Below are 14,734 nucleotides of genomic sequence, written 5' to 3'. Positions count from 1 at the left end.
GTATAAATATGCTACAGAAAAAATTTCCCATGCAAAAAGCAGTGGCATTAAAATATAATAAAGAAAAAGATAATGCTCCAAATGTTACGGCAAAAGGGGATGGTGAAACAGCAAAAAATATTATTAAAATAGCAGAGGAAAATGATATACCTATTCAAAAAGATGAAGATTTAGTAAATATGCTTAGTCAAATAGAACTTAACAAAGAGATTCCTGTAGAGTTATACCAAGCTGTTTCTGAAGTATTTAGTTTTATTTATAATATCTCAAACAATATGCAAAAAGATGAAAATCAAAAGGATAAAAATGCTAAAAACAATTGATGACGATTTGACATTTTACTTTAAAAATAGATTTCCTTATATAAAAGTAAAAAATACAATAAAAGCTCAAAAAAGTAATATTGTTATAATAGGAATAGGGGGGAATATTGGTAATGTTCAAAAAAGATTTAATCAACTTTTTTTAATGCTTCAAGGTGATTCACGATTTATTATTGAACAAACATCACCTATTTTGAAAAATCCCCCTTTTGGATTTCTTGATCAAGAGTATTTTTATAATGCCATTGTAGTATTAAGAACAACTTTATCACCTATAGAATCTTTAAATGCATTTCAAAGATATGAACTTAGATTTAAGAGAACTCGTAGTTTTCAAGATGCACCAAGGACACTTGATATTGATATTATATTTTATAATAGCACAACAATTAATATACCTAGACTAATAATTCCGCACAAAGGATATAAAAATAGAAAGAGCGTATTACTCCCACTAAGTTATATAACCAAGCGTTATATGCCTAAGTATACTTATGGTATAATGAAGAGTATAAAAATGATAAAATAATAAATAGATTTAAAAAACTATAGGAAAAGAATATGATAATAATACCAGCAAGACTAAATAGTAGTAGATTTGAAAATAAAATATTAGTTGATATTTTGGGTTTACCTATGGTTATTAGAACCGCTAAAGCAGTAAGTGTTTTAGATGAAGTAGTTATCGCTACTGATTCAGAAGAGGTGCTGAATTTAGCTTTGAAACATAATATTAAAGCTGTTTTAACATCTTCAAAACATCAAAGTGGAACTGATAGAATTAACGAAGCTGTAAATATTTTAAATTTAAATGATGATGAAGTAGTAGTAAATGTGCAAGCAGATGAACCTTTTATTGAGCCAGAAGTGGTACAAGCTGTTATCTCTAAAGTAAACGAGCTGAAACAAAGAGACTTTACTATGGTGAGTTGTTTTAAAGATATTAGTTCAGAAATGGCAGATGATCCAAATCATGTAAAAGTAATTTGCGATGATTTAGGCGATGCAATCTATTTTTCAAGAAGTAAAATACCGTATCATAGAGATCACTACAATAGTGCTGAATATAAAGGGCATTTAGGGATTTATGGATTTACTAAAAGAAGTTTAAATGAGTTTTGTTCGTTTAAAGCGTCGGTACTTGAAGAAACTGAAAAATTAGAGCAGTTACGAGCTATTTCTAATAGTAAAAAAATAAATATGGTGAAAGTGACTTCAAAAAGTTTTGGAATTGATACAAAAGAAGACTTAGAAAATGCACTAAAGGTTTTTAGTTAGGAATATAAAATGAAAAAAGATTTTTTAAAAAATATCACTTTATTGTATGTTGAAGATGAAATAGAAGTAAATGAATTAACAAGTGCTTTTTTATCTAAATTTGTAGGAAAAGTAATTTCTGCAAACGATGGGCAAGAGGGACTAGAAATATTTAAAACATATTATGAGGATCCAAACAAAAAGAATATTGATATAGTTATTACAGATATCAATATGCCTAAAATGAATGGATTGGATATGCTCTTTGAGATAAATAAAATTGATTCTTTTATCCCCTCTATTATAACTACAGCACATAATGATGCTTCTTTTTTACAAAAAGCAATTAATTTACGAGTAAGAAGTTATGTAAACAAACCTTTAAATATGAAATCATTAATTGATAGTATTATCATAACTTATGAGCCAATATATTTAAGAAATAAATTAGAAAATTTTAATAATGATTTACAAAAAAAAGTTGAAAGAAAAACTTATGAACTACAGTCTATATTAGATGCCCAAGACAATCTTATTTTAGTTGTAACAATAGATGGTACAACGGCTGTAAACAAAACATTATTAGATTTTTTTGGATATGAAAATAGTACAGAATTTATTGAAAAACAAAAATGTATTAGTGAATTATTTATTGAAAAAAGTAATTATTTTGCAACCGAGAACTGTAATAATTGGGTTGAAGAGATTATGCAACGAGAAGATAATAATCGTGTAGTTGTGATGAAAAATAAAAAGAATGAAGAGATTATTTTTCGAGTTAATATCAAATCATTTATGTTTCATACAAAACATTTTGTAGTCTCATTTACAGATATTACAGATTTGAAAAACTATACTTATGAATTGCAGTATCAAGCAACACATGATAATCTTACAAAACTTTATAATAGACAAAAGCTTAATAGTGAAATTGAAAAAGAGATTGTAAGAGAAAATAGATACCAGCATGGATTATCCTTGATGATGTTAGATATTGATAAATTTAAAATAGTAAATGATACTTATGGACATGATGTTGGTGATATTGTGTTAAAAGATTTATCAAATATTATTGTTGAGTCAATTCGTTCTACAGATTATGCCTGTAGATGGGGAGGAGAAGAATTTTTAGTTCTCTTACCCGAAACAACACTTACTGAATCTTTGACAGTAGCCGAACACATAAGAGAAAACATAGAAAAGTATTCAAATCCTAGTATTCCGCAAAAGATTACTATTAGTATTGGTGTAGCTCAGTTTGAAGTAGATAAGGATGATGCTGCTACTTTTGTCAAAAAAGTAGATATAGCAATGTATAAAGCAAAAATAACAGGAAGAAATAAGGTCGTACAATATGAAAAATAAAGTGATATCAAAAATAGTTGGTGGAAAATATAAAAATAGAATTATAGAGTTACCATCATTGGAAGTTACAAGAAGTTCAAAGTCAATTTTAAAAGAGTCATTCTTTAATGTCTTGCAATTTGATATTATGGATACTCTTTTTATTGAAGCATTTGGTGGAAGTGGTGGAATAGGACTAGAAGCATTAAGTCGTGGAGCAAAGCATAGTTACTTTTGTGAAATCAATAGAGAGTCTTTTAAAACACTTCAAAGAAATTGTGATGCAATTGAACCTGAAAACTGTACAACTCTGTTTGGAGATACTTTTGAAAAAATACCAAACCTGATCAATCAACTCAAAGATCAAAAAAGTGTTCAAGATAATGATATTATTTTATATTTAGATCCACCTTTTGATATACGAGAAGGGATGACTGATATTTATGAAAAAGCTTTTGATATCGTTAGAAATATTACAAATAAAAAAGTTGTTTTAGTTACTTTTGAGCATATGACAGGTTTGGATATGCCAGAAGTTTTGGGTGATTTTGAAAAATACAAAACTAAAAAATTTGGGAAAAGTTCTTTAACATATTATCGTGTTTAAATTTTCAGTTTTTTTATTGAGTATTATTATATTTGGTGTATTTCTATTACCTTTTGTTTACACCATTTCACCATTTGAGCTTAATCCCCACAAAATATTATTGGCTCCTAGTTTGGAACATATAATGGGTACAGATAGACTAGGAAGAGATATTTTTGCTAGGATATTAAATGGTGGACAAACCTCACTTATTATAGGGTTTTTAAGTGCTAGTATTGCTTCACTTATTGGATTGTTTGTAGGGATAAGTGCCGGATATTTTAAAGGCAACTATGATAAATCAATTACAATTATCATCGATCTTTTTTTGACTTTTCCGACATTCTTTTTACTTTTAGCTTTAGTGAGTTACATGGAAGCTTCAATAATTATACTTATAATAGTGTTATTTATTACTGGTTGGATGACAACTGCTAGAATGATACGAAGCGAAAGTTTTGCAATTTCAAATAAACCTTATATTAAAATATTAACATTATCAAAAGTAAGTAATATGAAAATAATCTTTAAATATTTTGCACCATTATTAGCACCCATTTTCCTTATCTCTTTTACTTTTGGAGTAGGTGGTGCAATACTTGCAGAATCTGGATTGAGTTTTTTAGGTTTAGGTGTTAATCCACCTCAAATCAGCTGGGGAAGTTTATTAAGTGAGGGAAAAAGTGTTCTTGAAATTGCTTGGTGGGTAAGTTTTTTTCCTGGATTATTTATATTTTTTATCACATTTTCACTTATGCAAATAGCAGACTTTTTACAACAAAAAGCGAATAATAAAGAGATATATTAAAGGGAGTAAATTATGTTTGGATTTATAAGTAAAATATTGATTATATTTATTACAATTATGATTACATTAAATATTTTTGTACCAACACAGGCAAAAAAAGTAGTAAATTATTTTAGTGAAAGTACAAATATAGAAGAGGGAAAAATTCAAAAAAATTTAGATTTAGCTACGAAGTTCACACAAGACACTTTTGAGGAAGTATCTGAAAAAGTGAAAAAGCATTTATCTAGTGAATAGTCTAAATAGAATAGATTGAGTAACTAGATTTTATTGAGTATAAAATCTAGTTTTTTTGTTGAAAGTACTCTTTTAAGATAACCTAAGATATAAGTAGCTTTTGTGATATAGTATCGAGGTTTTACTGTTTTACTTGTGATTATTTTTTCTACTATTTTTGAGACCTCTATAGCTTCAAGATTAAAAGGTACGGTGCTTTTGTCTGCATTGATATTTTTTGCATAGTTTTTTGAAAATCGTGAATTTTTTATATCTATATTTTTAATTGTTTTTGCTATAGCATTTTTACGAAAATTACTTGTAATAGGACCTGTATTTAAAACAGTTACATTGATATTTGTATCTCTTAGTTCTAATCGTAAAGTATCAGTTAGACCCTCTATCGCATATTTTGAAGCATTGTAAGCACCACGAAGTTTAAGTGATATAATTCCTAAAACAGACCCGTGTTGAATAATAGTTCCAAAGCCTTGCTTTTTCATGATTTTTAAAACCTGCAAAGTAACTTCATGAAGTCCAAATACATTTGTTTCAAATTGTTCTTTCAAAGCTTGAGTACTCAAATCTTCAACAGCTCCTGGTTGACCAAAACCTGCATTGTTAAAAACAACATCTAGTGTTCCATTTGTTTGTAGAAGTATTTGATTTAAGGTGTTTTCTATAGTTTCTTTTTTTGTCACATCAAGTAAAAATGTTGTCAATCCTAAACTTTGTAGTCTTTTTACATCTTTTTCTTTTCTTACTGTTGCAAAAACTTGATACCCTTTATTTTGAAGATATAGAGCAGTTTCATAACCAATACCAGAGGAGCATCCTGTTATAAGTATAGTAGAATTTCTTAAATTCATTTTTATCCTAAGTTCTAAAATTTTCGGTATTATAGCGTATGGAAAATATAAAACAACTATTAGACAAAGAAGTCAAAAAAAGAAACAGTCTGAATGAATTAACAAAAGAGACACCAGATCCTTTGATGATAGCTCAAAAAAATAACGATGAATATATAGCACTTATTTGTGCTCTTTTTTCTTATGGAAATGCACATCAAATAGTAAAATTCTTAAGTTCTTTAGATTTTAATTTATTAGAAGAGAGTGAAGAGTGTATTGAAAAAGAATTATCGAATCATTATTATAGGTTTCAAAAATCATCTGATGTGATTGCACTTTTTATTGCTATAAAACGCTTGAAAGCTCAAGATAGTTTGGAAAATATTTTTAGAAAAGGATATGATAAAAATCATGATGTTTTAGAAGGAATATCAAAAATTATACAAAATGTTGAAGAAGTTTATGCGTATAATAGTGAAGGGTATAAATTTCTTGTTGGAACATCACCTAAAAGAGATAAAACAGGTCATATAAAACAAATAGGAAACTCTTGCTACAAAAGATACAATATGTTTCTACGGTGGATGGTGAGAGATGATAATCTTGATATGGGATTATGGAAAAATGTAGATAAAAAAGATTTGATTTTGCCACTTGATACACATACTTTCAAAGTTTCTTTAAAGTTAGGTTTACTAAAAAGAAAAACTTACGATTTAAAGTCTGCTATTTTAATAACAGAGGCATTAAAAAAATTTAATAACGAAGATCCAATCATTTATGATTTTGCTTTGTATAGAATTGGGCAAGAGAAAATTGTATAATTTAAATATTTCATTCTCTATCACAATGTCTTGAAAATGGTAAAATATTATTTACCATTTAATTGGTTATTAAGAAATCTAAGATAATATTTCATTTAGATTTGTGGTACAAATAGACATTTAAGTTATAAAAACTTTACCTGTCATCCTTACATATTAAGTAATGACTATTACTTAACTATCAAAAAAATAAAACTTATCGGAGTCATATGGTAATTATGGGGGATTGTTTATGAACTATATTTTCCTATTTTTACTTTTATTATTGGTTTTAAAACTAGAAAGTAATTATCTTAAAAAACGAAAAGGAAATAACAAAAATGTATAGTAATACTAAAGCCCCAATACCTACGCATCGTTTAAATATGCATGGTGAACCATGTCCATATCCTGCTGTAAAAACTATTGAAACATTAAACGACTTAGGAGAAGATGATATCTTAGAAATAATTAGTGATTGTCCCCAAAGTATCAATAATATTCCTATTGATGTAAAAAATCATGGATATCAAGTTCTTTATATTGATACGAGTACAACAGCTGTGAGATATTTTGTAAAAAGATAGTTAAAAGATAAAAGAATAAGAAATTAAGTTCTTTCTCTGTTATTTTAGAAAATTAAAAATAACAAAATGCAATTATTTTAACTTTTTTGTTAAAATAATTGTATAATCTACACTATGAAACTACACATTGATATAGACTGTTTTTTTGTCTCAGCACATCGTATTACAAATCCTGAATATGAAAATATAGCAATAGCTGTTGGTGGAAGAAGTGGGCTTTCTATTTTTGATACTCAAAAAAGTAGTAAAACTATGAGTAAAATTGAAGGTGCTTTCACGAGTGCAATTTTAAGTAATAATGACCATAAAACATTTGAACAATACTATGTAGATGATGATAAAAGAATACGAGGTATTATCACAACTTCGAGTTATGAAGCTAGGAAATTTGGTGTGAAAACAGCAATGAGTGTATCTGAAGCATTACGATGGTGTCCTCATTTAAAAGTATTGCCTCCAAATTATCCTTTGTATCATGACTTGTCACATAAGTTTAAACTACTTTTAGAAAAAGAGATACCCTCTATTGAACAGTTTAGTATAGATGAGTTTTTTGGAGATATTACTGGTTGGGTAGATGATGAAGATGCTTACGATTTTGCTGTAAAATTAAAACAAAAAATATATGATGATTTGGGTTTACCTGTATCTATTGGTGTCTCAAAATCTAAATGGATAGCTAAAGTAGCAACAGAGTTTGCTAAACCTTTTGGTGTACGGTATATAAAAACCCAAGATGTACCAACTTTTATAAAAGATATTCCAATCTCAGAGTTTCCAGGCATAGGAAAAGGGTACCAAGATAGACTTGCAAAATACAATATACAAACTCTAGGTGAGATAGAAACTAAAAAAGAACTTTTTTATTCTTGGGGAAAACCTGGAATTCAACTTTATCATAGAGTATGCGGAACAGACAATGAAAAAATAGCAATAGCCCAAAGCAGAAAATCGATAGGTTTAGGAAGGTCTTTCGACCCAGAGTCAGACCGAAGTGAAATAAAAAGGCGTGTTACGATTTTATGTCGGCATATTAGTTTTTTGGCTTTAAAAGGAAAACATAAACCAATGACTTTTTCTATAAATATACGATATCAGTATGGTGAAAAAGCAAAAGATTATATCAATACAAATCGAGGTTTTAGTGAGCTTTTTTTAAAACAAGAGATGATAAAACTATTTGATAGAGTAGATACACATAAATCACATGCTATCATACAACTCAATTTAACTTTATCTAATTTTAGTGAAAACAAACCCACTACGATGAATTTATTGAGTTATGAAGAGGATAAAAAACAAGAAAATTTAACTCAATCTATGCAAAAATTACGAGATAAATTTGGGATTGATATTATAAAAAGTGCAGGGGAATTAAAGTGATTGATTTTAGAGATAAAAATATGATGGAAATTGTAGATATCGTTTCTACTCAAACAAAAAAGCTGAAAAGCAAAGAACATTTTAAGTTCATAATATCAAATAGAGAGGTAGACTATAAAGGTTGGATTGATTTAGCACAAATATCTTTTTGTAAGATGATGACACCTCAAACAGCTGATAATGATACTCTTATAATGTGTTATGAAAAACTCAATCAAGAAGATTCTTTTCATAGTCAAAATGAAGATGTAGAAGAAAAATATGGTGCAAAATCAACCTTTGCTACAATAGATAAAAACAATCAACCTGCTTTTTTAGTACACTATTTAAAAGCATTAGAAAATGTAAAACTAGATACTAGAATAAGAGTTTTAAATCTAGGCGTTAATAGTGGAGAAGAGTTTGAGGTACTTAAAAAGTATAGTAAAAACTTTACAAACTTGGAGTTAGTAGGGGTAGATTATTGTAGTTCAGCTATTGAAGAAGCAAAAAAGAATTTTGCTGATGAAAATATCTCTTTTCATGTTGGGGATATAAATGATTTAGAGCCTTTAAATTTGGGTAAGTTTGATCTTATTATCTCTATAGGAACACTACAAAGTACAAACCTAGATTTTAACAAAGTGTTTATGAATATAGTTCAAAACTACCTCAAAAAAGATGGGGCTATGATACTTGGTTTTCCAAATTGTAGATGGATAGATGGTGAGATGATATATGGTGGTATGGTTAAAAATTATAACTTTTCAGAACTCTCACTTTTGTTTAAAGATGTGAATTATTGTAAAAAGTATCTACAACAAAAAAAGTTTAGAGTAACTGTCACTGGAAAAGATTATATTTTTATGACAGCAACATCGATAAGGAAATAGTATGGCAGAACAATTAAAGTACCTATACAATGAAGAGTATATCGATAAACTTTCTAAATATATTGTGACTTATTATCCTAAGTTCAAAGCAAAAGAGTTTGATATTGCTGTTTTTGATGATACTTGGGATGATTTAGAACTTAAACAACGAATGCGTCATATTACAGTTTCATTATATAGATATTTGCCAAAAGATTATAAAGAATCTATCAATATTTTAAAACAAACATATCCTCATATGATTGGAGAAGGGATACGATTGGAAAATATCATTTTTCAAGATTTTGTAGAACTTTATGGACTGAATGAGTGGGATATTTCGATGGATGCTTTGGAATGCTTTACGAGAAATTGTAGCAGTGAGTTTGCTATACGGCAGTTTATTTTAAAAGATGAAGATAAAGCTATGAAACAGATGCTTATTTGGGCAAAGTCAGATGATCATGAACTACGCCGACTTGCTAGTGAAGGGTGTCGTTCAAGGCTTCCTTGGGCGGTGGCTTTACCAAGCTTCAAAAAAGACCCAAGTAAAGTTTTAGAAGTACTAGAAATTTTAAAAGATGATGATAGTAAATATGTACAAAAAAGTGTAGCAAATAATATAAATGACATCAGTAAAGATAATGCTGAAATCGTTATCGATATAGTAAAACGATGGAAAAATTATAGTAAAAATAGAGACTGGATTTTGAAGCACGGTTCTCGTACACTTTTAAAAGCATCAAATAAAGAGATACTCGAACTATTTGACTATAAAAATTCAAGCTCTTTAAAACTAGAAAATTTTACTTGTAGTGATGTAGTAAAAGAGGGTGAAGAGGTGTTTTTCTCATTTGATATTGTTACACAAGAAAAGATGGATAAATTACGAGTAGAATATAAACTAGACTTTTTAAGAGCAAATGGAAAACACAATTCAAAAGTATTTAAGATAAGTGAAGTGGATGATTTTATAGGGATAAAAAGAATAGATAAAAAGTATTCATTTAAAGCTATTAGTACTAGAAGATATTATTTAGGGATACATAGATTGAGTGTTATAATAAATGGGATTGTTATGAGTGAAAGAAAATTTGAATTAGTAGGATAGTTTAATTTTTAATAATCCTTATACAAATTCTCCAAAATCAAACTATCCATAATCTGATTTTTAAAAAGTGCATCTTCATGTTGCTGTTTTAAAAATCTATTTTCCTCTTTGAGAGAGATATATTGAGTATTTAGACTATTTATATCTTTACTTACATAATATATGTTATTTCTCAAATATATTTTAGGAAAAAAAACTATAAGTACAAATATAAGTAAAAGTAAAACTCGATATAAAGCTTTTCTATCTTTTTGCTTCAAATTTAAATACTCTCATTTTTGAGCTTCTACTTCGTGCGTTTACTTTGATCTCTTTTGCTGTTGGAATGATTGGTTTTTTTGTAAGAACCTTTCCTTTTTGATGATTGTTTCCACATTCACATCTATCTAAATGTGGTGGACAGATACATCTCATCGTCCATTTTTTAAAAATAGTTTTAACAATCCTATCTTCTAGTGAGTGAAATGAGATGATAGCTACTTTAGTATTTGAAAATTCTGCATTTTCAATCTGTTCAAACAACTCTTCTAGTACACCTAGCTCGTTGTTTACTTCTATTCTGATCCCTTGAAATGGAAGTGTAGCTGGATGCAGTTTCCCTTTAAACATATTTTTGGATAAAAAATCCGCTAACTCTTTAGCCGTAGAAAAAGGTCTGTTTTGTACGATAAGTGAGGCTACTTTTTTATACTCTTTTACCTCTCCATACTCTTTAAAAATTCTTTCTAAATCATTTTGTGAATATTCGTTGACTATTTCATTTGCACTTAACTCTTGATTTTGATCCATTCTCATATCTAGAGTTTCACTATTAAAACCAAAACCTCTTTCATTTTTATCAAGTTGTAAAGAGGAAACACCAATATCTGCTAAAATACCTACGATATTTTTATCTTTATATCTATTGATAACATCTTTGAAGTTTCCTTTTGAGAATATAATCCTATCTTTATACTCTTTTAGTCTATTTTTAGAAAAATTAAGAGCTTCATCATCTTGGTCATTACAAATAAGTTTTATATTTGGGTTTGATTCTAAAATACCTAGTGAATGACCTCCATATCCTAAAGTACAGTCGATGATATATCCATCTTTTAAGTCTTTGAAAGTTTCGATTACTTCATCAAAAAGTACTGGAATATGGGGAACTATTGTTTCATTCAATGCTTTATCCTATTTAATTTAATATAGTGTTTTAGATTGATATAATATCACAATTCAAATTAAAGGTTTTATCTATGGTAGACAAAAAGATTGTTAAACATTTATCTGATATATCACTTACATTATTTCGAAAGAATTTTTTTGGTATCTATCACGGGTCTATATCAAAGAAAATAGAACATGATAACTTTATAATAAACACAAAAGACGCAATATTTGATGAGATTATTGAGTCTACATTATGTGAATTAAGTATGTCCCATAGGGACTATAGTTGGAATATGGCAAGTATGGAAGCAGAAACACATAAAGCTATTTATACAAAACTACATGAAGCAAAATATATAGCTTGTGGAATGCCTCCATACACTTGTGCATATTCTCTTTTACATAGCACAATAAAATTTGCAGACTATTTTGGAAAAATGATGTACGATAGTATTATTGTACATAACCCAGGAGATTTTGAAACATGGCATGAAAGAGCAGTTACAGAGATACCAAGACTACTTCAATCGTCAAAAAATAGTGTCGTAATCATACGAGGAGTAGGGGTTTATGTGTGTGATCGAGATATGAATAATTTGATAAAGAAAGTAGCAATATTAGAAAATAGCTGTCGATTACTTACCTTAAAATCCCAATTTAACATGGAACAAAAGATATGTATGTTGTAAATTTTTATTGAGTGTAACAAAAGTAAGCACTATTTTAAATTATCAAGTAAATTTTCAAGAATAAGAAAATATTATAAGAATTGATTGGATAAAATGACTCAAATAAAATTTATTTAAAGGAATTATTTATGAATCTAGTTGCAAATTATAAAGCACATACAGAAGAAAGATTACAAGAAGGTGGTTTACCACCGTTAGCATTAACTGCTGAGCAAACTGCTGAACTAGTAGAAGTTTTAAAAGCTAATACTGCTGATGCAGATTATGCTGTTGATTTATTTAAAAATAAAGTTGGACCAGGTGTTGATGATGCTGCTTATGTTAAAGCTGCTTTTTTAAATGATATCGTTCAAGGTAACGCTACATGTTCAGTTATTTCTAAAGTTGAAGCTATCGAAATTTTAGGAACAATGATGGGTGGATTTAATGTTACTCCTCTTATTGATGCACTTAAAATTGAAGAAGTTGCAGAAGCAGCAGCTACACAATTAAAAAATACTATCTTAGTTTATGATTCATTTAATGATGTTAAAGAGTTAGCTGATGCTGGTAATGCACAAGCAAAATCAATCATCGAGTCTTGGGCAAATGCTGAGTGGTTTACAAATAAACCAGCACTTGAAGAAGAGATGACATTAACAGTTTATAAAATTCCTGGTGAAACAAATACAGATGACTTATCTCCTGCTACTGTTGCATTTACAAGAGCAGATATCCCATTACATGCAACAGCAATGTTACAATCAAGAATGGAAAATCCACTTGAAACAATGGAAGAGTTAAAGAAAAAAGGTAACCCTTTAGTTTATGTTGGTGATGTTGTAGGAACTGGTTCTTCAAGAAAATCAGGTATTAACTCTGTTCAATGGCACATGGGTAGAGATATTCCAGGTGTTCCAAATAAAAGAACAGGTGGTGTTGTAATAGGTTCTATTATTGCTCCTATTTTCTTTAATACAGCAGAAGATTCAGGTTGTTTACCAATCCAAGCTCCAGTTGATAACCTAGAAACAGGTGATGTAATTACTTTAAAACCATACGCTGGTCAAATCCTTAAAAATGGTGAAGTAGTTTCTGAATTTGATTTAGCTCCAAATACTTTAACAGATGAGATGAGAGCTGGTGGTAGAATTCCATTAATTATTGGTAAAGGTCTTACAGCAAAAGCTAGAGAAGCTTTAGGTTTAGGTGCTTCTGAAGCATTTGTTACAGCATCACAACCAGAAGCTAGTACAAACGGATTTACACAAGCACAAAAAATGGTAGGTAGAGCATGTGGTATTGAAGGTGTTAAACCTGGTATGTATGTAGAGCCAATTTGTACAACAGTTGGATCACAAGATACAACAGGACCAATGACAAGAGATGAGATCAAAGAACTTGCTGCACTATCTTTTGGTGCTGATATGGTTATGCAATCATTCTGTCACACAGCTGCTTACCCAAAACCAGCTGATGTTAACTTACAACATACATTACCAGAATTTATTACTTCAAGATCTGGTGTTACATTAAGACCAGGTGATGGTGTTATTCACTCTTGGTTAAATAGACTTTGTTTACCAGATACAGTAGGTACAGGTGGAGATTCTCATACAAGATTCCCAATTGGTATCTCTTTCCCAGCTGGATCTGGTCTTGTTGCATTTGCAGGAGTAACTGGTATGATGCCTTTAACTATGCCAGAATCTGTACATGTTAAATTTACAGGTGAATTACAACCAGGTATTACTCTAAGAGATTTAGTTAACGCTATTCCATACCAAGCTATTCAAGATGGTTTATTAACTGTTGAGAAAAAAGGTAAGAAAAATATTTTTGCTGGTAATGTAATTGAAATTTCAGGTTTACCACAACTTAAAGTTGAGCAAGCATTCGAATTATCTGATGCAGCAGCAGAGCGATCAGCAGCAGCTTGTTCTGTACAATTAGATAAAGAACCAATTATTGAGTACTTATCTTCAAATATCGCTTTAATTGAAAAAATGATTGAAGAGGGTTACGAAGATGCTAGAACTCTTCAAAGAAGAGCTGATAAAATGAGAGAATGGATTGCAAATCCTGAGTTAATTCAACCAGATGCAGATGCTGAGTATCTTGCAACTATTGAAATTAATTTAAATGAGATCACTGAGCCATTATTAGCTTGTCCTAATGATCCAGATGATGTTGATACATTAACAAACATTTTAGCTGATCCAAAAAGAGTTACTGATAGAATTGACGAAGTATTCGTAGGTTCTTGTATGACTAATATTGGATTATTTAGAGCTTTAGGTGAAGTACTTAAAGGTGAAGGTCCAGTTCCTGCTAAATTATGGATTGCACCTCCAACAAAAATGGATAAACAACAACTTACAGAAGAGGGTTACTACTCTGTATTTGGTGCTGCTGGTGCTAGACTAGAGATCCCAGGTTGTTCTTTATGTATGGGTAACCAAGCTAATGTTGCTCAAAGTGCAGTTGTATTTAGTACATCTACAAGAAACTTTGATAACAGACTTGGTAAAGATTCTCAAGTTTATCTTGGATCTGCTGAAGTTGCGGCACTTTCTGCACTTCTAGGAAGACTTCCAACAAAAGCTGAATATATGGAAATGGTACCTAAAAAAATCACTCCTGAAAAAAGAGATGATATTTATAAATACTTAAACTTCCACCAAGTTTCTGCGGATGAGTTAACTAACTTAGTTCATTCATAGGATATTTAAAGCAAATGCTTTTAGAGAAGCCTCATCTTTATGATGGGGCTTTTTTTATTTAGATATAAAAT

At 29.4% G+C, this 14,734-nt stretch carries 17 protein-coding genes; 14 read left to right on the top strand and 3 right to left on the bottom strand.

The features are described from left to right. Positions 1-8 precede the first annotated feature (8 nt). Genes ACMCMH_RS00550 through ACMCMH_RS00520 form a run of 7 tightly spaced genes read left to right on the top strand, consistent with a single transcriptional unit; the run spans position 9 to position 4,555 of the window. Positions 9-323: an EscU/YscU/HrcU family type III secretion system export apparatus switch protein gene (locus ACMCMH_RS00550; RefSeq protein ID WP_412726029.1), complete on the top strand. Its 315-nt coding sequence runs from the start codon at positions 9-11 to the stop codon at positions 321-323. Then, a complete protein-coding gene (folK, locus tag ACMCMH_RS00545; RefSeq protein WP_412726027.1) occupies positions 307-852 on the top strand; it encodes a 2-amino-4-hydroxy-6-hydroxymethyldihydropteridine diphosphokinase in 546 nt (181 codons plus the stop codon). Before ACMCMH_RS00550 ends, folK begins: the two co-directional genes overlap by 17 nt. Before the next feature lie 32 nt (positions 853-884). Next, positions 885-1,601, top strand: coding sequence for a 3-deoxy-manno-octulosonate cytidylyltransferase (gene kdsB / locus ACMCMH_RS00540; RefSeq protein WP_412726025.1), 717 nt, complete (start codon positions 885-887; stop codon positions 1,599-1,601). Between the two features lie 9 nt (positions 1,602-1,610). After that, positions 1,611-2,945 carry a diguanylate cyclase gene (locus ACMCMH_RS00535; protein WP_412726023.1) on the top strand — a complete coding sequence of 445 codons (1,335 nt, stop codon included), beginning with the start codon at positions 1,611-1,613 and terminating at the stop codon, positions 2,943-2,945. After that, positions 2,935-3,531 carry a 16S rRNA (guanine(966)-N(2))-methyltransferase RsmD gene (gene rsmD / locus ACMCMH_RS00530; protein WP_412726021.1) on the top strand — a complete coding sequence of 199 codons (597 nt, stop codon included), beginning with the start codon at positions 2,935-2,937 and terminating at the stop codon, positions 3,529-3,531. Before ACMCMH_RS00535 ends, rsmD begins: the two co-directional genes overlap by 11 nt. Further along, positions 3,524-4,318, top strand: a complete 795-nt coding sequence (locus ACMCMH_RS00525; RefSeq protein WP_412726019.1) for an ABC transporter permease — start codon at positions 3,524-3,526, stop codon at positions 4,316-4,318. The genes rsmD and ACMCMH_RS00525 overlap by 8 nt, the downstream gene beginning before the upstream one ends. A gap of 12 nt (positions 4,319-4,330) precedes the next feature. Continuing rightward, positions 4,331-4,555, top strand: a complete 225-nt coding sequence (locus ACMCMH_RS00520) for a hypothetical protein (protein ID WP_412726017.1) — start codon at positions 4,331-4,333, stop codon at positions 4,553-4,555. Between the two features lie 23 nt (positions 4,556-4,578). Here ACMCMH_RS00520 and ACMCMH_RS00515 read toward each other — a convergent pair whose 3' ends face one another. Continuing rightward, positions 4,579-5,403 carry an SDR family NAD(P)-dependent oxidoreductase gene (locus ACMCMH_RS00515; protein WP_412726015.1) on the bottom strand — a complete coding sequence of 275 codons (825 nt, stop codon included), beginning with the start codon at positions 5,401-5,403 and terminating at the stop codon, positions 4,579-4,581. Positions 5,404-5,441: 38 nt separating this feature from the next. On the opposite strand from ACMCMH_RS00515, the gene ACMCMH_RS00510 reads away from it, so the two are divergent. The 5 genes from ACMCMH_RS00510 to ACMCMH_RS00490 all read left to right on the top strand — a co-directional run bounded on the left by ACMCMH_RS00510 (position 5,442) and on the right by ACMCMH_RS00490 (position 10,120). Next, entirely contained in the window at positions 5,442-6,209 is a 768-nt protein-coding gene (locus tag ACMCMH_RS00510) for a TIGR02757 family protein (RefSeq protein WP_412726013.1), read from the top strand. Positions 6,210-6,529: 320 nt separating this feature from the next. After that, positions 6,530-6,775: a sulfurtransferase-like selenium metabolism protein YedF gene (gene yedF, locus ACMCMH_RS00505; protein ID WP_412726011.1), complete on the top strand. Its 246-nt coding sequence runs from the start codon at positions 6,530-6,532 to the stop codon at positions 6,773-6,775. A gap of 114 nt (positions 6,776-6,889) precedes the next feature. Then, positions 6,890-8,158 carry a Y-family DNA polymerase gene (locus ACMCMH_RS00500; RefSeq protein ID WP_412726009.1) on the top strand — a complete coding sequence of 423 codons (1,269 nt, stop codon included), beginning with the start codon at positions 6,890-6,892 and terminating at the stop codon, positions 8,156-8,158. Further along, positions 8,155-9,030, top strand: coding sequence for a class I SAM-dependent methyltransferase (locus tag ACMCMH_RS00495; RefSeq protein ID WP_412726007.1), 876 nt, complete (start codon positions 8,155-8,157; stop codon positions 9,028-9,030). Before ACMCMH_RS00500 ends, ACMCMH_RS00495 begins: the two co-directional genes overlap by 4 nt. A 1-nt stretch (position 9,031) precedes the next feature. After that, a complete protein-coding gene (locus ACMCMH_RS00490) occupies positions 9,032-10,120 on the top strand; it encodes a DNA alkylation repair protein (protein ID WP_412726005.1) in 1,089 nt (362 codons plus the stop codon). Between the two features lie 8 nt (positions 10,121-10,128). Here ACMCMH_RS00490 and ACMCMH_RS00485 read toward each other — a convergent pair whose 3' ends face one another. Both ACMCMH_RS00485 and rsmH read right to left on the bottom strand, forming a co-directional pair. Then, entirely contained in the window at positions 10,129-10,380 is a 252-nt protein-coding gene (locus ACMCMH_RS00485; RefSeq protein ID WP_412726003.1) for a hypothetical protein, read from the bottom strand. Beyond that, complete coding sequence (rsmH, locus tag ACMCMH_RS00480; RefSeq protein ID WP_412726001.1) at positions 10,364-11,284, bottom strand: 16S rRNA (cytosine(1402)-N(4))-methyltransferase RsmH; 921 nt, start codon at positions 11,282-11,284, stop codon at positions 10,364-10,366. Before rsmH ends, ACMCMH_RS00485 begins: the two co-directional genes overlap by 17 nt. Positions 11,285-11,358: 74 nt before the next feature. Between rsmH and ACMCMH_RS00475 the strand changes: the two genes are divergently transcribed. Together ACMCMH_RS00475 and ACMCMH_RS00470 are read left to right on the top strand one after the other, a co-directional pair. Beyond that, on the top strand, positions 11,359-11,961 hold the full coding sequence (locus tag ACMCMH_RS00475; protein ID WP_412725999.1) for a class II aldolase and adducin N-terminal domain-containing protein: 603 nt from the start codon (positions 11,359-11,361) through the stop codon (positions 11,959-11,961). 128 nt (positions 11,962-12,089) lie between these two features. Further along, positions 12,090-14,663, top strand: coding sequence for a bifunctional aconitate hydratase 2/2-methylisocitrate dehydratase (locus ACMCMH_RS00470; RefSeq protein WP_412725997.1), 2,574 nt, complete (start codon positions 12,090-12,092; stop codon positions 14,661-14,663). The last annotated feature ends 71 nt before the right edge of the window (positions 14,664-14,734 follow it).

The organism is Arcobacter sp. 15-2 (genome assembly GCF_047159865.1).
Taxonomy (GTDB): Bacteria; Campylobacterota; Campylobacteria; order Campylobacterales; family Arcobacteraceae; genus JAIOSF01.
The sequence above is the reverse complement of the archived record's forward strand: the minus strand, read 5'-3'. Positions and strand labels throughout refer to the sequence as shown.

What these genes read in the sequence shown, in the direction of transcription:
- ACMCMH_RS00550 (WP_412726029.1), top strand. Translation starts at nt 9, where the DNA reads ATGCTACAGAAAAAATTTCCCATGCAAAAAGCAGTGGCATTAAAATAT.
- ACMCMH_RS00470 (WP_412725997.1), top strand. Translation starts at nt 12,090, where the DNA reads ATGAATCTAGTTGCAAATTATAAAGCACATACAGAAGAAAGATTACAA.
- ACMCMH_RS00475 (WP_412725999.1), top strand. Translation starts at nt 11,359, where the DNA reads ATGGTAGACAAAAAGATTGTTAAACATTTATCTGATATATCACTTACA.
- ACMCMH_RS00535 (WP_412726023.1), top strand. Translation starts at nt 1,611, where the DNA reads ATGAAAAAAGATTTTTTAAAAAATATCACTTTATTGTATGTTGAAGAT.
- ACMCMH_RS00490 (WP_412726005.1), top strand. Translation starts at nt 9,032, where the DNA reads ATGGCAGAACAATTAAAGTACCTATACAATGAAGAGTATATCGATAAA.
- ACMCMH_RS00515 (WP_412726015.1), bottom strand. Translation starts at nt 5,403, where the DNA reads ATGAATTTAAGAAATTCTACTATACTTATAACAGGATGCTCCTCTGGT.
- ACMCMH_RS00500 (WP_412726009.1), top strand. Translation starts at nt 6,890, where the DNA reads ATGAAACTACACATTGATATAGACTGTTTTTTTGTCTCAGCACATCGT.
- kdsB (WP_412726025.1), top strand. Translation starts at nt 885, where the DNA reads ATGATAATAATACCAGCAAGACTAAATAGTAGTAGATTTGAAAATAAA.
- rsmD (WP_412726021.1), top strand. Translation starts at nt 2,935, where the DNA reads ATGAAAAATAAAGTGATATCAAAAATAGTTGGTGGAAAATATAAAAAT.
- folK (WP_412726027.1), top strand. Translation starts at nt 307, where the DNA reads ATGCTAAAAACAATTGATGACGATTTGACATTTTACTTTAAAAATAGA.
- yedF (WP_412726011.1), top strand. Translation starts at nt 6,530, where the DNA reads ATGTATAGTAATACTAAAGCCCCAATACCTACGCATCGTTTAAATATG.
- ACMCMH_RS00510 (WP_412726013.1), top strand. Translation starts at nt 5,442, where the DNA reads ATGGAAAATATAAAACAACTATTAGACAAAGAAGTCAAAAAAAGAAAC.
- ACMCMH_RS00520 (WP_412726017.1), top strand. Translation starts at nt 4,331, where the DNA reads ATGTTTGGATTTATAAGTAAAATATTGATTATATTTATTACAATTATG.